This window comes from Flavobacterium sp. (assembly GCF_027484205.1).
In the GTDB taxonomy this organism is placed as follows: Bacteria; Bacteroidota; Bacteroidia; order Flavobacteriales; family Flavobacteriaceae; genus Flavobacterium.
This window is the reverse complement of record NZ_JAIXUB010000004.1, coordinates 66,522-84,727: the sequence shown is the minus strand read 5'-3', so window position 1 is coordinate 84,727 and position 18,206 is coordinate 66,522. Positions and strand designations below refer to the sequence as shown.

At 29.8% G+C, this 18,206-nt stretch carries 19 protein-coding genes; 10 read left to right on the top strand and 9 right to left on the bottom strand.

Features of this window, described 5'->3' with window-relative positions:
• Positions 1 to 50: 50 nt before the first annotated feature.
• The 3 genes from Q0049_RS02135 to xrtF are packed head-to-tail and all read right to left on the bottom strand — an operon-like array spanning position 51 to position 1,496.
• Positions 51 to 470, bottom strand: a complete 420-nt coding sequence (locus Q0049_RS02135) for a hypothetical protein (RefSeq protein ID WP_298116039.1) — start codon at positions 468 to 470, stop codon at positions 51 to 53.
• A gap of 53 nt (positions 471 to 523) precedes the next feature.
• Complete coding sequence (locus tag Q0049_RS02130) at positions 524 to 964, bottom strand: exosortase F system-associated protein (RefSeq protein ID WP_298116037.1); 441 nt, start codon at positions 962 to 964, stop codon at positions 524 to 526.
• On the bottom strand, positions 945 to 1,496 hold the full coding sequence (gene xrtF / locus Q0049_RS02125; protein WP_298116035.1) for an exosortase family protein XrtF: 552 nt from the start codon (positions 1,494 to 1,496) through the stop codon (positions 945 to 947). Before xrtF ends, Q0049_RS02130 begins: the two co-directional genes overlap by 20 nt.
• Positions 1,497 to 1,565: 69 nt before the next feature.
• Between xrtF and Q0049_RS02120 the strand changes: the two genes are divergently transcribed.
• Positions 1,566 to 2,021 carry a GAF domain-containing protein gene (locus Q0049_RS02120; protein ID WP_298116033.1) on the top strand — a complete coding sequence of 152 codons (456 nt, stop codon included), beginning with the start codon at positions 1,566 to 1,568 and terminating at the stop codon, positions 2,019 to 2,021.
• Positions 2,022 to 2,081: 60 nt separating this feature from the next.
• On the opposite strand, the gene Q0049_RS02115 is transcribed toward Q0049_RS02120, so the two are convergent.
• A complete protein-coding gene (locus tag Q0049_RS02115; RefSeq protein WP_298116030.1) occupies positions 2,082 to 2,378 on the bottom strand; it encodes an isoamylase early set domain-containing protein in 297 nt (98 codons plus the stop codon).
• A 237-nt stretch (positions 2,379 to 2,615) separates the two neighbouring features.
• On the opposite strand from Q0049_RS02115, the gene Q0049_RS02110 reads away from it, so the two are divergent.
• The 4 genes from Q0049_RS02110 (at position 2,616) to Q0049_RS02095 (ending at position 5,013) form a co-directional block, all read left to right on the top strand.
• Positions 2,616 to 2,942 carry a 2TM domain-containing protein gene (locus Q0049_RS02110; protein ID WP_298116027.1) on the top strand — a complete coding sequence of 109 codons (327 nt, stop codon included), beginning with the start codon at positions 2,616 to 2,618 and terminating at the stop codon, positions 2,940 to 2,942.
• Complete coding sequence (locus Q0049_RS02105; protein ID WP_298116026.1) at positions 2,942 to 3,424, top strand: dihydrofolate reductase; 483 nt, start codon at positions 2,942 to 2,944, stop codon at positions 3,422 to 3,424. The genes Q0049_RS02110 and Q0049_RS02105 overlap by 1 nt, the downstream gene beginning before the upstream one ends.
• A gap of 129 nt (positions 3,425 to 3,553) precedes the next feature.
• The gene (gene ubiE, locus Q0049_RS02100) at positions 3,554 to 4,285 is read left to right on the top strand and encodes a bifunctional demethylmenaquinone methyltransferase/2-methoxy-6-polyprenyl-1,4-benzoquinol methylase UbiE (RefSeq protein WP_298116024.1); all 732 of its coding nucleotides are present in this window, start codon (positions 3,554 to 3,556) and stop codon (positions 4,283 to 4,285) included.
• A gap of 23 nt (positions 4,286 to 4,308) precedes the next feature.
• Positions 4,309 to 5,013, top strand: coding sequence for a porin family protein (locus Q0049_RS02095; protein WP_298116021.1), 705 nt, complete (start codon positions 4,309 to 4,311; stop codon positions 5,011 to 5,013).
• On the opposite strand, the gene Q0049_RS02090 is transcribed toward Q0049_RS02095, so the two are convergent.
• Positions 5,010 to 5,738, bottom strand: coding sequence for an RNA methyltransferase (locus Q0049_RS02090; RefSeq protein ID WP_298116019.1), 729 nt, complete (start codon positions 5,736 to 5,738; stop codon positions 5,010 to 5,012). The two genes, Q0049_RS02095 and Q0049_RS02090, sit on opposite strands and share 4 nt — an antisense overlap.
• Positions 5,739 to 5,773: 35 nt before the next feature.
• On the opposite strand from Q0049_RS02090, the gene Q0049_RS02085 reads away from it, so the two are divergent.
• The 3 genes from Q0049_RS02085 to accD all read left to right on the top strand — a co-directional run bounded on the left by Q0049_RS02085 (position 5,774) and on the right by accD (position 10,382).
• Entirely contained in the window at positions 5,774 to 8,323 is a 2,550-nt protein-coding gene (locus Q0049_RS02085; RefSeq protein ID WP_298116016.1) for a BamA/TamA family outer membrane protein, read from the top strand.
• Between the two features lie 60 nt (positions 8,324 to 8,383).
• Complete coding sequence (fbaA, locus tag Q0049_RS02080) at positions 8,384 to 9,451, top strand: class II fructose-bisphosphate aldolase (RefSeq protein WP_298116014.1); 1,068 nt, start codon at positions 8,384 to 8,386, stop codon at positions 9,449 to 9,451.
• A gap of 76 nt (positions 9,452 to 9,527) precedes the next feature.
• Positions 9,528 to 10,382: an acetyl-CoA carboxylase, carboxyltransferase subunit beta gene (gene accD / locus Q0049_RS02075; RefSeq protein WP_298116012.1), complete on the top strand. Its 855-nt coding sequence runs from the start codon at positions 9,528 to 9,530 to the stop codon at positions 10,380 to 10,382.
• Positions 10,383 to 10,432: 50 nt separating this feature from the next.
• On the opposite strand, the gene Q0049_RS02070 is transcribed toward accD, so the two are convergent.
• The 4 genes from Q0049_RS02070 to Q0049_RS02055 all read right to left on the bottom strand — a co-directional run bounded on the left by Q0049_RS02070 (position 10,433) and on the right by Q0049_RS02055 (position 15,356).
• Positions 10,433 to 12,634, bottom strand: coding sequence for a TonB-dependent receptor (locus tag Q0049_RS02070; RefSeq protein ID WP_298116010.1), 2,202 nt, complete (start codon positions 12,632 to 12,634; stop codon positions 10,433 to 10,435).
• Between the two features lie 129 nt (positions 12,635 to 12,763).
• Complete coding sequence (locus Q0049_RS02065) at positions 12,764 to 13,297, bottom strand: hypothetical protein (RefSeq protein WP_298116007.1); 534 nt, start codon at positions 13,295 to 13,297, stop codon at positions 12,764 to 12,766.
• Between the two features lie 35 nt (positions 13,298 to 13,332).
• Positions 13,333 to 14,589, bottom strand: a complete 1,257-nt coding sequence (locus tag Q0049_RS02060) for an ABC transporter permease (RefSeq protein ID WP_298116005.1) — start codon at positions 14,587 to 14,589, stop codon at positions 13,333 to 13,335.
• A gap of 146 nt (positions 14,590 to 14,735) precedes the next feature.
• Positions 14,736 to 15,356, bottom strand: coding sequence for a hypothetical protein (locus tag Q0049_RS02055; protein ID WP_298116002.1), 621 nt, complete (start codon positions 15,354 to 15,356; stop codon positions 14,736 to 14,738).
• A gap of 185 nt (positions 15,357 to 15,541) precedes the next feature.
• Here Q0049_RS02055 and purH point away from each other — a divergent pair, with 185 nt between their 5' ends.
• Together purH and Q0049_RS02045 are read left to right on the top strand one after the other, a co-directional pair.
• On the top strand, positions 15,542 to 17,068 hold the full coding sequence (gene purH / locus Q0049_RS02050) for a bifunctional phosphoribosylaminoimidazolecarboxamide formyltransferase/IMP cyclohydrolase (RefSeq protein WP_298115999.1): 1,527 nt from the start codon (positions 15,542 to 15,544) through the stop codon (positions 17,066 to 17,068).
• A gap of 58 nt (positions 17,069 to 17,126) precedes the next feature.
• Positions 17,127 to 18,155, top strand: coding sequence for a rod shape-determining protein (locus Q0049_RS02045; protein WP_298115997.1), 1,029 nt, complete (start codon positions 17,127 to 17,129; stop codon positions 18,153 to 18,155).
• The last annotated feature ends 51 nt before the right edge of the window (positions 18,156 to 18,206 follow it).

Here is an 18,206-nt window from a genome sequence, read left to right as displayed (position 1 = left end):
ACATAAAAATTTAATATTTATAAAAGTTTAAACTAAATAAATACTAATTTTTAACCAAATAATGTAAATTGACAATAGAGTTGATACAATGGTGGCGCGTTTGCATCACAGTAATATTCAACATTTTGAGAATGAGAAAGGATAGAAACCAAATTATAAACAGAAGGTTTCCATAAATTGTTTTGATGAAATAAATCAAAATCAAAAGAAAGAGTTTTATAAGTAACTTTTTCTGTTTTATCTTTTAAATTTACCTCTTTATCAGAACAACATTTTTTGTGAGAAGCTTCTTTTTTTGCACAACAAGAATCTTCTTCTTTAATAATCATGTCGCAAACTTCCTCATTTGTAAAAACAGAAGAAATTGAAGCAATTTTTTGACCACAATAATGAACATTAAAAGCCAATCCCGAATTGGAAACCAAAACGAAAAACGCTAAAAACAATAAAATTTGTTTCTTTAATTGCATGTAGCAAAAGTAATAGAAAAATAAATAGAATTTCTTAAATTGATGTTATAAACTTATTTTATCTTTTTCTGATAATAAAAAGCAGGAATAAATAATATCAAAAATATAGGTTGAATAATAAAACGTCGTAAATAAAATATTGTCATTTTTTCTGCTGGAAAAAACTTAAGCGTAAAAAGAAAACTGATCATCAATATACTTCCTAAAACAATATAAAGTAAAGTTGAAAATTTAATAATTTTAGAATCTTTAAATAATAAATACAGTAAAGCAAGTGAAATCATTGAATTCAAATAAAATCTAAAACCTAAACTAAAAAACAACTTTATAGGATTGTAAATTGGTATTGGGTTGTTTGTATAATCTGCTTTAAAATAATTTAAAAAAGGATCATAAAATAAGTTATTTTCGAATGCTCTTATAACAACTAAAAGCCCTACCAAAATTAACCCAACAACAACTTTAGTTTTATTTTTAAACAGTTTTTTTAGCATGTTTTGAATATTTATTTACCCAAATAATCCACAAAATGAATACAATTCCATAAATAAATAACGGAAAAATTACTCCATGTAGTATCTCTTGATAGTGTTTATAATGAAAAATGGCCATGCACAACAAAGCAATTCTTATAATATTGAATATATGAATAATCAAGCTTCCTGCGATTACAAATAGAATGGTTTGTTTAAATTTTCCGGTAAAAGCAAAAACGAAACTTATAAATAAAATTATCACACTCAACGCATTACAACCTTCAACAATTCGAGCTACCCATTTATTGTGATAAAAAAGATTGACACTTGATTCTTTTAAATTTGGTTGTGTATATGATTGTGAATCAAAAAGGGATAACACTTGTTTAGACTGCTCTGCAACAAGTTGCGTAAAACCATCAACTTCAAATTTACTTGTGTCGAATTCATTCAAGTAAGTTTGATAAGCAAATGTTAGAACCAAATAAGTTCCAAAAAACTTAGCCAGAAAAAACAGGAATGGTTTGTATTCGGTAAAATAATTTTTCAAATTTTATTTTTTAACAAATTTATATAAAAGTATGGAAGCACAATAATTACTTTTGCAAAAAAAATAATTATGAATTTTGAAACTTTAAAACCTGAGGTAATTGCAATTTTATCAAACGAAAAAAACACGAGAGATGAAAAGCTAAAATCATTATGTCAATTTCTTTCTGATTCAGTTGACTATTACAATTGGGTTGGATTTTATTTTGCCAATCATGAAAACAAAACCTTACATCTTGGACCATATGTTGGTGCAGAAACTGACCACACGGTAATTCCATTTGGTAAAGGAATTTGCGGGCAAGTTGCCGAATCAAATGCAAATTTTGTAGTTCCTGATGTTAGCGCTCAAGACAATTATATTGCATGCAGTTTCACTGTAAAATCTGAAATTGTAGTTCCTCTATTTGTAAAGGATGTAAATATTGGTCAAATTGACATTGACAGTCATGTTATAGATCCTTTTACTGAAAACGACGAACGTTTTTTAGAATTTGTAAATCAAGAAGTTGCTAAATTATTTTAAATAAAAAATCCGTTTAATTATAAAAACTAAACGGATTTTAAAACAAACTAAAACCTAAACCTATACTTCTAAAACGCTGTTTTCAGCATTTGCATATTCATTCCAACGGTAACTATCTGCTTCAGGTTCATTTACATAAGAACCATCAACAATATATTTGAATTCAAATGAATTATCTTTTGGCAAATCGAAAGCTCCTTTAAAAGTTCCGTTTTTTAATTTTGATAATTCACCTTCAGTTGCATTCCAATTATTAAAATCACCAACAACTGCTGCAGTTTGCGCTTCTTTTGCTTCCACAGAAAAAGTAACTTTACAAACTGGTTTTGTTTTTATAAATTGTTTCTTGATAGACATAACTATTTCATTTATAGATTAATGACACAAAGTAACGCATTAATAATAAACAAATTACATTGATTGTACGAATTATGATTTTATCATTTTTCACATCTTTAAATACTTAATTTACTAATTTTAAAAGCTTTAAATCATAAAATCAAAATAAGAAAACGTTTTCATAATATAAAATATCTATTTGTTACTTTTGTGTTTTATAAATATTTGGTATCTTTAAAATCAAATTTTCGACTTATGGACAGCAATCAACATGAAATTTACGAATATGCAAGAAGAAGAATCAAACAGAAAAAAGGTTTGTATTTTCACTTCATCATGTTCTTTTTAGGAAGTATTTTCTTTTTTATTGCAAACAAGTGGTTGAATATTGGCGAACCAACTAATTGGTATATTTGGATTGTTACCATTTGGTTCTTTATTTTTATTTTACATTTCATAAAAGTTTTCATTACCGATAGTTTTATGAATAAAAATTGGGAACGTGAGCAAATCAACCGATTGATGACTATGCAAGAAAAAAAAATTGAAAAATTGAAAAACGAAATCGAGAATAAAAAATAATGATAATATTAATCGCTGCTGTCGCAGAAAACAACGCTCTAGGAAAAGACAATCAGTTAGTATGGCATTTGCCAAATGACTTTAAACGTTTCAAAACACTAACGTCAGGACATTACATCATCATGGGAAGAAAGACTTTTGAAAGTTTTCCTAAACCTTTACCAAACCGAACTCACATCATTATTACACGTCAAAAAAACTATAAATACGAAGGTTGCATCATTGCTTCAAGCTTAGAGAAAGCAATTGAAATGGCTCCAAAAAATGAAGATGTATTTGTTATTGGTGGAGGCGAAATCTATAAACAATCCATCGAAATTGCTGATAAAATAGAAGTTACAAAAGTTCATGCTACTTTTGAAGCCGACACTTATTTCCCTGAAATTGATTTAGACAAATGGAAGTTAGTACTTGAAGAACATCATAAAAAAGACGATAAACACAATTTTGATTTTACTTTTCAAACTTACTTAAAGCGATAAATTTTATAACTTTAAACACACTTCGACCACACTCGATTTGACAAATTTTGAAACATTTATTTTAAGTTTTGTTTATTGCAATTTCAATTTTTATTATTTGTATTTTTGCACTCTAAAAATTGCGAAAAAATGTCAAAAAACGTTACACCATATAAAGATTCCACATTAGGAAAAAAAGAACAAGTCACTCAAATGTTTGATACTATTTCGGGCAATTATGATGGATTAAACCGAGTGATTTCTTTTGGAATTGATGTAAAATGGCGTAAAAAAGTACTCCAACTTGTTTCTGAAAAAAATCCTGAAAACATTCTTGACATTGCAACAGGAACAGGCGATTTGGCAATTTTAATGACAAAAACCAAAGCAAAAAAAATTATTGGATTAGACATTTCTGCTGGAATGCTTGAAGTTGGAAAAAAGAAAATTGCTGATAAAAAACTTGATAATATTATCGAAATGGTTATTGGTGATAGTGAAAGCATGCCTTTTCCTGATAATCATTTTGATGCCATCACAGTTTCCTTCGGAATTAGAAATTTTGAAACTCTTGAAAAAGGACTTGCAGAAATCCTAAGAGTATTAAAACCTAACGGAATTTTTGTGATTTTAGAAACTTCTGTACCTACGAAAACACCTTATAAACAAGGATATCGTTTTTATACTAAAAATATTTTGCCTATCATTGGAAAAATTTTCTCAAAAGACGATGTTGCTTATGGATATTTATCAGAATCAGCATCTGTTTTTCCTTATGGAGAAGTTTTAAACAATATTTTGAGAAAAATTGGGTTTATAGATGTAATTGCTATGCCACAAACATTTGGTGTTGCAACTATTTATTCGGCATCAAAAAAATAAACCTGAAGCAATTCAGCATGCATATGAAAAAGTATTTATTTATAGTATTGTTTTTTATAACTATTGAAAGTCCAGCACAGTCAAAAGGAATGTTTTCTAAAGACCCAATCATTAATCTTGAAAACTTTGATAAACAGAAAGTTCATTGGGGATATTTTTTAGGATTTAATGCTTATGATTTTAAATTTGATTACAAAAACACTCCTGAAAAAGATATATCCGTAAAAGGCGTTACTGGTTTTAATGTTGGTTTAGTTGGAAATTTACGTCTTTATGAACATTTAGATTTACGTTTTGAACCAGGATTGTATTATACACAAAGAGATTTAACCTATTCTGGTTTTACTAATGAAAATGATGCTTTGAGAGAAGTTAAATCTACTTACATTCATTTTCCTCTTTTATTAAAGTTTTCATCAGAAAGAATTGGAAATTTTCGTCCTTATTTACTTGGTGGCCTTTCTGCAACATTGAATTTATCAAGCAATTCAAAAACTAAAGACGATAATTTACAACAAAGGTTTAGAATGAAACCATGGACAACAAATTATGAAGTTGGTTTTGGAGTTGATTTGTATTTAGAATATTTCAAGTTCTCTCCATCTATTCGAGGCGTTTTTGGTTTAAATGACGAGTTAATTCGAGACAATGACCCAAACAGTCCTTGGACAGGAAATATTGACGCTATGAAAACTAGAGCCGTTTTCATAAACTTTACATTTCACTAAGAAAATCGTTTAAATTCACTCAAAAATATTGCGGTAGCTGTTGCCACATTTAAACTTTCTGCTTTTTGTAAATCGCCAAAACGTGGAATAGCAAGTTTTGAAGTAATCAATTTTTCAACATCTTTTGATATTCCATTTGCTTCATTCCCTAAAACTAAAACACCATCTTTAGGTAAACTTTCTTTGTAAACGTTTTTTCCATCCATAAAAGTTCCAAAAATTTCAATGCTTTGTCTTGATAAATATTTAGAAAGGTTAGTATATGTAATCGATACTCTAGATATTGAACCCATTGTTGCCTGAACCACTTTAGGATTATAAGCATCCACCGTTTGTTCAGAACAAACTATTTGTTCAATCCCAAACCAATCGCACAAACGAATAATTGTACCCATGTTTCCAGGATCACGAATATCATCTAAGGCAATTATCAATCCTGAACTTTTAGTAGTTTTTTGTATTGGAATTTTAAACAAAGCCAAACAATTATTTGGTGTTGACAAACACGAAATCTTCTTTAATTCCGTCTCCGTGATAACTGTTTTTTGTTTTGTATCTACTTCAGAAAAAAGTTCTTGCGTAACAAACAAATGTTCTAATACAAAATTTGATAATAGCAATTCTTGAATTACCTTTACACCTTCTGCAATAAACAATTGATGCTCTTGACGGAATTTTTTTTGTTGCAAACTTGTAATTAATTTTATTTGGCTCTTACTAACCATAAAAAAATGTATTTTTGAATTAAATTATTTCGCTTTTGAAAAATCACTTTACAAAAATATCACTATTTATTTTAATTGGACTACTAGTTACCTCTTGTAACACAACTAAACGTGTTCCAAAAAATAAACGCTTACTAATTAAAAACGAAATATCAGTTGATAATCAATCAACTAAAGACGAAGAAGTTTTCAATCAATTGTATCAAAAACCTAACAGTTCAATCCTTGGCTACCGACTTAGATTGAATTTATTTAACCTTGCAAAAAAGAATACTGATTCGTCATACAAAGCTAAATTTATTAAAAATCCTGAAAAGTATAAACGAAAAGCAAAATTTCTCTCAAAAAAACAAGTTGATCGATTAGGCCATTCATTTTGGCATGAAGGAATTCATAATTTTTTAAAAAAAACTGGAGAAGCACCAGTAATACTTGACACAAACAGTACAAATAAATCTTTAAGACGATTAAGAAAATATTATTTTGACAATGGTTTTTTTGATGTAAAAACTAGTTTTACTGCAGATTCTTCTCAAACAAAAAAAGTAAAAATCAAATATAGTATTGATAAAGGAAATGGTTTTAAAGTGGACAGTATCAAGACTAATATTGCTACGCCTGCTTTAGATTCTATCTACAAAAATAAAATTGCAGCAAGTTTTTTTAAAACAGGAAAACAATATACCGAAAGTGATTGGGAAAACGAAAGAAACAGAATTACAGCTGACTTTAGAAATAACGGTGCCTTTTTCTTTCAACAAAACTATATTTCTAGAGTTCTTGACACCATAAATACAAACAAAAAAGTACATCTTGATTTGAATATTAAAAATCAAAATATTCGTGTAAATGATACTTCAAGAACACAAGAATTTAAGTTATATAAAATTAATAAAGTAAATATTTTTACAGATCATCCTGCTAATAGAAGTGTTGTTAAAGTAAATGATTCTGTGACATATAAAGATTTTAATTTTTACAGTGAAAACAAATTAAAATACCGTCCAAAAGCAATTACCAATGCTGTTTTTATTTCAAAAGGAGGAACATATTCTGACGTGAACACTACATTAACCTCAAAATATTTGAGTAATTTAAGGGTTTTCAATTATCCTGTAATTCAATATAAAGTTGACCCAAAGGATGAAAACGGATTGATTGCTAATGTATTTTTAACACCAAGAAAAAAATACACTTTTGGACTTTCAGCAGATTTTACACATTCTAATATTCAAGACTTTGGTATCTCTGGAAATACTTCTTTAGGAATTAGAAATGTTTTTAATGGTGCAGAAACTTTTGAAATTGCCTTTAGAGGAAATATAGGTTCATCAAGAGATATAGCAAACCCAAATGGAACCTTTTTTAACATTTCTGAGTTTGGTATCGATTCAAAACTTAATTTTCCAAGAATTTTATTGCCTTTCAAAACTGATAAAATTATTCCAAAAAGTATGATTCCATCTACAACCTTAAGTGTGGGTTATGCTAAACAAAGAAATATTGGTTTAGATAAAGAAAATTTTACAAGTTCACTTACATACAATTGGACTCCAAGAAAAAACAAAACTGCCCGATTTGATTTACTAAACGTTCAATTTGTTAAGAATGTAAATATTAGTAATTATTTCAATATTTATGAGTCATCTTATGATATATTAAATGATTTAGCAATTGCTTATGGAGCAAATGCTTCGTTTTTTAAAAATGGAAAATTAGAAATTGATCAAGGAACTAATGGATTTATTAATCAAGTTTTCAATTCAGTTCCATCTAATTTAAATGTTTCAGATGAGGATTTAAAAACTATTAGTAGTATTGAAGAACGAAGAAAAAGATTAACAGAAAACAATCTGATTTTTGCAACAAGTTTTAGCTTTTCACAAACATCAAAAAGTAATTTACAAGACAATAGCTTTCATGTTTTTAGAACAAAAATAGAATCGGCTGGAAATGTTTTATCGCTTTTTGCACGAGCTTCAAATCAACTGATTAATCAAAGTGGTGCCAATACTATTTTTGATGTTGAATATTCACAGTACATTAAAACAGAATTTGAATACATCAAACATTGGGATTTGAACAGAAAAAAAGTCTTTGCCATTAGAAGTTTCTTTGGTATAGCAATTCCATATTCTAATTCAAAAAACATTCCTTTTTCCCGAAGTTATTTTGCTGGAGGAACAAACGACAATAGAGCATGGCAACCTTATAGTTTAGGTCCAGGAAGTAGCGGCGGAATTAATGATTTTAACGAAGCTAATATGAAAATCAGTTTCAACGCAGAACTCCGATTTAATATTTTTGGAAATTTGAATGGTGCGCTTTTTGGTGATTTAGGTAATATTTGGAATGTTTTTGATGACGTAGAAGACGAAACATATCAATTCAATGGATTAAAATCTTTAGAAACCATTGCTTTGGGAACAGGTTTTGGTTTACGATATGATTTTGGACTATTTGTTGTTCGTGGCGATTTAGGATTTAAAACCTACAATCCTGCTAAACTTGAAAATGAAAAATGGTTTAAAGAAATTAATTTATCAAAATCTGTTGTAAATATTGGTATAAATTATCCATTCTAAAATAGAATTATTATTTTTGTATTCCTAAATTTTGGGATTAACTAAAAAAACTACTACACAATGTCACACAATATCAAACCAGGAGTTGCTACTGGAGATGAAGTTCAAGCAATTTTTGCTTATGCAAAAGAAAAAGGTTTTGCCCTTCCAGCAGTAAATGTAACTGGTTCAAGTACAATAAACGGCGTTTTAGAAACAGCTGCAAAATTAAATGCACCTGTAATTATTCAATTTTCAAATGGTGGTGCACAATTTAATGCAGGAAAAGGACTTTCAAATGCAGGTGAGAAATCGGCTATTTTAGGAGCAATTGCAGGAGCAAAACACATACACACTCTAGCAGAAGCTTATGGAGCAACAGTAATACTTCACACTGACCATTGTGCAAAAAAATTATTGCCTTGGATTGATGGTTTATTAGATGCTTCTGAAAAATTCTATGCAGAAACAGGAAAATCTTTATTCTCTTCACACATGATTGATTTGTCAGAAGAACCAATTGAAGAAAATATTGAAATCTGTAAAACCTATTTAGCAAGAATGAGCAAAATGGGAATGACTTTAGAAATAGAGTTAGGAATAACTGGTGGCGAAGAAGACGGAGTTGATAATTCTGATGTTGATAGTTCAAAATTATACACACAACCATCAGAAGTTTCTTATGCTTATGAGGAACTTTCAAAAGTTAGTTCAAGATTCACAATTGCTGCTTCGTTCGGAAATGTTCATGGAGTTTACAAACCAGGAAATGTAAAATTGACTCCAAAAATTTTGAAAAACTCACAAGATTATGTGCAACAAAAATTCAATACTGGTCCAAATCCGGTTGATTTTGTTTTTCATGGAGGTTCAGGTTCAACATTAGAGGAAATTAGAGAAGCTATTTCTTATGGTGTTATTAAAATGAATATTGACACTGATTTACAATTTGCTTTTACTGAAGGAATTAGAGATTATATGGTTTCTAAAATTGATTATCTAAGAACTCAAATTGGAAGTCCTGATGGTGCCGATTCTCCAAATAAAAAACATTACGATCCAAGAAAATGGGTTCGTGAAGGTGAAGTAACTTTCAACACAAGATTAGAACAAGCATTTGCTGACTTAAACAACGTTAACACTTTATAAGCTGGAAGTTTGAAGCTAGAAGTAGGAAGGTTTCTTCCATCTTCCATCTTCCATCTTCCATCCAAAATTTAAAATTATGGCTTGGTTTAAAAGAAAAGAAAAAGGAATTACTACTGCAACTGAGGACAAAAAAGATGTTCCGAAAGGGTTGTGGTATAAATCTCCAACAGGAAAAATTATTGATACTGACGAATTAGCAAGAAACCTTTGGGTTAGTCCTGAAGATGATTTTCATGTTAGGATTGGAAGTAAAGAATATTTTGAAATATTATTTGACAATAACGAATTCAAAGAATTAGATGCAAAAATGACATCAAAAGATCCATTAAATTTTGTGGATACAAAAAAATATTCTGACCGATTGAAAGACGTAATGGACAAAACCAAATTGAAAGATGCGGTGCGAACAGGAGTTGGAAAATCTAAAGGTAAAGATTTAGTAGTTTGTTGTATGGATTTTGCTTTCATTGGTGGTTCAATGGGAGCAGTAGTTGGAGAAAAAATAGCAAGAGGAATTGATTATTCAATAAAACACAATGTTCCATTTGTTATGATTTCAAAATCTGGTGGAGCAAGAATGATGGAAGCAGCTTATTCTTTAATGCAATTAGCAAAAACCTCTGCAAAATTAGCACAACTTGCCGAAGCAAAAATTCCATATATCTCTTTATGTACTGACCCAACGACAGGAGGAACAACTGCTTCTTATGCTATGCTTGGTGATATCAACATTTCTGAACCTGGCGCATTAATTGGATTTGCTGGACCAAGAGTAGTTCGAGATACAACTGGAAAAGATTTACCTGAAGGTTTTCAAACCGCAGAATTTGTATTAGAACATGGATTTTTAGACTTCATTGCTCCAAGAAAAGAACTAAAAGACAAAATAAATTTATACATTGATTTAATTTTAAATCAAGAAATTAGATAAAAAAATCCCGTCTCGTTAAAATGAGACGGGATTTTATTTTAAATCTAATTTTAGAAACTGTACTTCAAACCAGCGTAAAAGTTTCTTCCTGGAGCATTAATTCCAGAAGCAAAAGTTCGATATTGAGTATCTAAAATATTTTCAATACCTGCAAAAAGTGTTGCTCCTTTATACACTTTAAATCCTGTTTTAAAATTATACGTTTCCCAAGCAGGCATTCCTCCTATTGGTGCATATTGTTGATTATCTTCACCACTTGTAGAATAGTTTTTACTTGCTTTTTTACCATTATATAACATATATAATTCAAAATTTGCCCATGATTTAGTGTACTCGAAACCTATTTTTCCAAAATAAGGTGAAATATGATCTAAAGGTGTTTTTGTACCATTTTCTTCAACAACTCTTCCATAAGTATAATTGAAAGATGCATTAAAATCTAAATCATCTAACAATGCCGCATAAAAACTTGTGGAAATTCCTGTCACAAATGCTTTGCCTTTATTTTGATTTGCAAAAACTTGACTCGGAGTTCCTTCATAATCAATTATGCTTTGACCATTATATTGAAATTCATCCGTTACAATAGCATCATACATTCTTGTGTAAAAGTAAGTATTTTCTAACCTTATTTTTTTAGAATCAGATTGAATGACAATTCCAAAATCAGCAGTTAACGTTTTCTCAGGTTTCAAATCTTCATTAGGAACAATAATTGTTCCTTGAACTGATTCAAATATCTTAGCTAAATCATCAATATTAGGAACTCTAAATCCACTTGAAAGATTCGCTTTAATAGTAAAGTTTTGAGAATTATTATGGTTTATTCCAATTGTTCCACTGTAAGTCACATTTCCTTGAGAAATACTAGAAAATGGTAATGGAAAAAATGCATCATCATTAATAGTGCTTTTTAGTGTTGTATATCCAACTCTCGCTCCTGCATTCCAAAAAGTATTTTCAGAAACTTTATGATTGTAAGAAACATACAAATCATTACGCATCATTTTATTATCACCGTTTGGATAACGTGTACTTATTGCAGCAATTTCTCCCGTATTGATATTATTCGAATAAGCTGACGAGTTTAACGTTTCAAAATAAGATTCAAATCCGTAAAATAATTCACCCTTTGAAAATTTCTTATTCAAATCAGCAGAAACAGAGTACATTTTCACTTCTTCCTCTCTATTTTGTAATTTATAATTCCCAAATCTTCTATTGTGACGACTTTCTTTTACATCTTGAAAAGCAACATTGATTTTCAAATCACTATTTAAAAACGCATTAGATTTTTGAAGAGAATAAACTCCTAACAAACGTTTTTGTGGTCCATAATACCATTCGGCATGCGTTAGACCAGTTGTAGCATTTGTTTCAGTCAATCTATCATATCTATTAATATCTGATGAAGTTGAATATTGAAAATTCAAGCCATGTTCAAAACCTGATGCAGTTTTATAAGCCAGTTTTTGCATAAAATTATACTGCTTGTAACCCGAATTTTTTTGAACATATTTATTATCATTTTCAATCAATTGATCAACTCCATCAATTGTTGCTACATAAAAAGGTCTTTCGCCAAAATAATCTGAATGATGATTTTTACGTTTTCCCATTCTTAAATCTCCAAAATCATTAAAAGAAAATGAAGTCAATGATGCAAAATTTGATGTTGCATAATTCAACCCAAACGCAATTGATTTTTCCTCATTAACAGAACTATATCTTGTATTTACATTTCCTGTCAGAGCTTTTTTTGATTCATCTAAAAACAAAGCTCTCTTGGTAGTCATTGCAACAGTACCACCTAAAGCATCGCTTCCAAAGAGTGTTGATGTTGGTCCATAAAAAATCCCAACATTTTCAAGCATATTCTCGTCAACTGTAATTGCGTTTTGAAGATGTCCAGCACGAAAAATTAAATTATTCATTCGAATTCCATCAACAAGAAGTAAAACCCTACTTGCTTCAAACCCCCTAATAGCAGGACTTCCGCCACCTTGTTGCGATTTTTGAACAAATAGGTTTCCTGAATTGGAAAGCATTTCGGCAGTAGTTTGAAAATTTTGAAACTCAATTTGTTTCTCAGTTATAACTTCAATTTGATTTGGCAATGAAGAAAACTTTTTTGGTAATTTATTTAAAACTACAACTTCATCAATAGTTTTAACTTTTGTAGAATCATTATCTGTTTGTGAATACCCAATTACTGATAAAAACAATACAGCATAAGTAATATATCTTTTCATTTTTTTATAATTATAAATGCTATTTTATCAAATAGACATTATTAAATAGCACAATAACACAAATCATAAATTCTAATTTTAAAATTTATAATTGTGATGCACTTTAACATTCAAAAATCGATAAATGAACTAAACGATTTTTGGTGGCGGTAATGAAATTAGTGATGTGACAGATTTGTAAAATACATTTCTACATATAGCTTTTTTACAAAAAGAAGCATCAAAATGAGGTTTCCAATCAAATACTGAAGGAAGATAAACCATTTTGTAAAATTTGAATACTTGATCTTGCTTTTCCTTTGATTTTGAATCGTTTTGAAAAACTGTAACTAAAATACGTTGTAATTGTTTGTTGAGTTTGGTTTCTTTGTAATCCCACCAACACCATAATTGAGTAGAATCTTTTAAGATTTTCTTTTCAACTACATCATACATTTGGTTTTTATATTCAAATTCTTTAGCGTGTTCCCATCGCAGTTTTGTTTGAATATCTTTATTAGAAAATGTAAAAAAAACTAATTCGCTTTTGTCGATTCCTGCAATCATTTTCCATTTTACTTCTCTTTTTACAGCACGCTTATGCTTTTGTAACCATGTATATGTTACAACAGCAGGAACTATCATGATAAATAGTAAAAAAATACTGACTACTTGTTTTTTCAATTGCAGAAGTTTGCAACAAATATATAGAAAATGAATTACATTCCGCTTCGAATGGCTTCGACTGGATCAAGTTTTGATGCTGAAATTGCTGGTAAAATCCCTGAAATCAAACCAATAACAATTGCTAATGAAGTTCCAAGCGCCATATTTTTTAGACTAAGAACAAATTCAAAATCTAAAGCATTAGTAAGGATTAAAGCAATTATCCAAACTAGAAAAAGACCAATTGCACCGCCAATTACACAAAGTATAACTGCTTCAAAAAGAAACTGAAATAAAATGAATTTATTTTTAGCTCCAAGCGATTTTTGAATTCCAATCAAATTAGTTCTTTCTTTTACGGAAACAAACATAATATTTGCAATTCCAAAACCTCCAACAAGAAGTGAAAATCCTGCAATAATCCAACCCATAATATTCATTTGAGTGATGATTGCATCAATTTGATCAGTGGCGCCTTTTAAAACATTAACAAAAAAAGTGTCAATCTCACCTGATTTTAATCCACGTTTGATTCTCAGTTTTTGAGTTAATTCACCTTTTATATTTTCAAGTTCGACATTAGCTTCAGGACGAATGATAATTATTGGTGTAAACAAATCATTATTATCGCCAAACATACTTCGCACTTTATTTATTGGAACATATACAGTATTATCAGGATTTGAACCAAAATTAACCATACGCTCGCCTACTTTTTTCAAAACGCCAAAGACAATAAACTTTTGTCCATAAAGACGAATTTCTTTGTCAATTGGATCACTATCTTCAAACAAAGATTGAGCAACTTCATGTCCAAGAATAACACAGTTTTTACCTGAATTAGATTCTTGTTCGTTAAAAAAACGACCTTGCGTAAATTCTAATTTTTCAATATCAATAAACTCATAAGTACATGGTTTTATACTAACAGAACTTGCAGTTTTATCATCATACTTTACACTTTCGCGATTGGTAAAAAACTGATAACAAACCGCTTCTACTCCATTTACATTATCTTTAATGTAGTTGTATTCGTCGAAACTAACATCTGGAAATTGGTCGATTTTCCAATCTTCAACATCCGAAGGACCAAAACAATATTTAAAAAGGAAAATAGATTTATTGTCTAAACCACTAATATCTGCTTTAATTTTTTTGTCTAAGGAATCAACCGCAGCAAGAACAGCAATAATAGAAAAAATTCCAATGGTTACACCAAGAAGTGAAAGTAATGTACGCAACTTGTTGTTTCGCAAGGCATTCATTGCAAAACCAAAACTCTCTTTTAGTAATCGGAAGTAAACAAGCATGTTTTTAGCGTTCTTTTCTAGGTCAAATTTAAGGTATTAGTAACTAGAAATTGATAATTGTTACAGAAAATTAGATAGAAATTGATTTTAGATTTGACTTTGAATAGATTTGCTAATCGAAAAATAAAAATATGTGGTTACATTAATCATGAAATCCAAGTTTGAACACTTTTTTTAATAATCCAAATGCCATTTTCTTTTTCAAGATAAATCAATAGCCCAAGTCCACAAAGCGGACCACAAACATTTGCAGTTTCAACTAAAGCTTTTGTTTTATCGGCATTATAAGCTACCGCAGAAAATTGATTATAACCATAACCAATAGATTCAGAATTTGAAAATGTATCATGAAATTGATTCCAGTCATTTTCTGAATAACCATCATTAAAAATATATTCTAACTGTGCCTCCGAAACTAAAACTACTTGTGTAGATGAAATAGCAAAAGATTCCTCTAAATACAAAGGATTTTGATTAACCTCAACTAAAGTTGCAGCCATTTCAGGTTCAAATCCTGGATTGTCCTCCGATAATTGCTCAATAAAGTAATCATCTATAAAAGTATAACCTGATAACGTTTTTTGTTTGAGAACAAATTTATCAGCACTATAACTGTCAATAATTGCTGCATAAACATTATAATCTTCAGCATCAGTAACACTTGGTTGATCTAATGGAAATTGTTTTGCTTCATCATCACTACTACATGAAATTAAAAAACTAAAAAAGAATGAAAAAATCAAAAGTTTAATTGCAGTAGTTTTCATTTTGAAGATGTTAAAAATTAATTGTCATCAAAAATAATAAATTAAAAATGAATCGCATTGATTGTGAACAAAACTTACTAAAACCAATGATAATTTCATTAGAAAATAATTTAAAAAATCAGAGAAAAATTTGAAATAAATTCCGATTAAAAAAACTACTTTTGCGTGCTTAACAACACAACAAAATGAGCACAACAAAAACTATTAAATCGGCTTTAATTTCTGTCTTTTCGAAAGATGGTTTAGAACCAATTGTTCGCAAACTACACGAACAAAATGTTACTTTTTATTCTACTGGCGGAACAGAAGAATTTATAAAAAATCTAGGAATTCCAGTAGTTCCTGTTGAAGACATTACTTCTTTTCCTGAAATCCTTGGCGGAAGAGTTAAAACATTACATCCAAAAATTTTTGGTGGAATTTTAAACCGTCAAAACAATGCTACCGATGTGCAACAAATGCAAGAATTTGACATTCCTCAAATTGACTTGGTTATAGTAGATTTATATCCATTTGAAAAAACTGTTGCATCAGGTGCAAGTGAAGCTGATATCATCGAAAAAATAGATATTGGTGGCATTTCATTGATTCGTGCCGCAGCAAAAAATTTTAATGATACTGTGATTGTTCCTTCGGTAAATGAATATGGTTTATTTTTAGAAATGATTTCTGAAGGAAATGGCGCAACAACTTTAGAACAAAGAAGATTATTAGCTACAAAGGCGTTTCATACATCATCTCATTATGATGCTGCTATTTTTAATTATTTTAATACAGATGAAACAATTTTAAAAGTTAGCGAAACCAATTGTCAAGTACTTCGATATGGTGAAAATCCACATCAAAAAGGGTTTTTCTTTGGAGATTTTGATGCGATTTTCACAAAACTTCATGGAAAAGAATTGTCATACAACAACTTACTTGATGTAGATGCTGCGGTAAATTTAATTTTAGAGTTTAAAAACGATGCACCAACATTTGCCATTTTAAAGCATAATAACGCCTGTGGAATTTCAACTAGAAACTCCATGAAAGAAGCTTACCTTGATGCGCTTGCTGGTGATCCAACCTCAGCATTTGGTGGCGTTTTAATTGCAAATGGAAAAATAGATGTTGCCACAGCAAACGAAATAAATTCATTATTTTGTGAAGTAGTAATTGCTCCAAGTTTTGATGAGGAAGCAGTAACAATTTTACAAGAAAAGAAAAACAGAATCATATTGACAATAAATAATGTACCTTTACCAAATAGACAAGTAAGAACATGTTTAAATGGTATTTTAGTCCAAGATAGAAATAACATAACAGACAATAAAGAAGGCTTAAAAAACGTTACAATAACAACACCAACGAATCAAGAAATTGAAGATTTAATTTTTGCATCAAAAATTTGTAAAAACACAAAATCAAACACAATTGTTTTAGCAAAAAATGGTCAATTAATTGCCGCTGGAACAGGACAAACATCAAGAGTTGATGCTTTGAGACAAGCAATTGAAAAAGCAAACTCATTTAATTTTGATTTGAATGGTGCAGTAATGGCAAGTGACGCATTCTTCCCTTTCCCTGATTGTGTTGAGATTGCAAAAAATGCTGGAATTACAGCAGTTATTCAACCTGGAGGTTCTATAAAAGACGAATTAAGCATTAATTATTGTAACGAAAATAAAGTTGCAATGGTATTTACTGGAACACGTCATTTTAAACATTAATTTTATTATTTTTGTAGGCTTAATAAAAACATAACAAACTAACACCCTTTACATAACTATGGGATTTTTTGATTTCATGACTGAGGATATAGCAATTGACCTTGGTACCGCAAATACGCTAATCATTCACAACGACAAAGTTGTAATTGATAGTCCATCTATTGTTGCCAGAGATAGAATTACTGGAAAAATAATTGCTGCTGGAAAAGAAGCAAATATGATGCAAGGTAAAACCCATGAAAACATCAAAACCATACGTCCATTGAAAGATGGTGTTATTGCTGATTTTGCTGCTTCTGAAGAAATGATAAAGATGTTTATCAAAAGTATTCCAGCATTGAAGAAAAAAATGTTTACGCCTGCATTACGCATGGTAGTTTGTATTCCATCTGGAATTACTGAAGTAGAAATGCGTGCCGTAAAAGAAAGTTGCGAACGTGTAAACGGAAAAGAAGTTTATTTAATTCATGAACCAATGGCTGCGGCAATTGGTATTGGTATTGACATTATGCAGCCTAAAGGAAACATGATTGTTGATATTGGTGGAGGAACAACAGAAATTGCAGTCATTGCTCTTGGCGGAATTGTTTGTGATAAATCAGTAAAAATTGCAGGTGATGTTTTTACAAATGACATCATTTACTACATGAGAACGCAACACAATTTATTTGTGGGTGAAACTACAGCTGAGAAAATCAAAATACAAATTGGTGCTGCTACAGATGCTTTAGATTCTCCTCCAGAAGATATGTCAGTTCAAGGTAGAGATTTGCTTACAGGTAAACCAAAACAAGTTGAAGTTTCTTTTAGAGAAATTGCAAAAGCGTTAGACAAATCTATTCAAAGAATTGAAGATGCTATTATGGAAACGTTATCACAAACACCTCCAGAATTAGCAGCAGATATTTATAATACTGGTATATATTTAGCAGGTGGAGGTTCAATGCTTCGTGGTTTAGATAAACGTATTTCCTTGAAAACAGACTTACCTGTTTATATTGCAGAAGATCCATTGAAAGCTGTTGTTAGAGGAACTGGAATGGCATTGAAAGACATTCCAAAATTTAGAAGTATCTTAATTAAATAGTTTTAAACAACTACAAATAGATTTTTAGTTTTTCACGGAATACTTTCAACC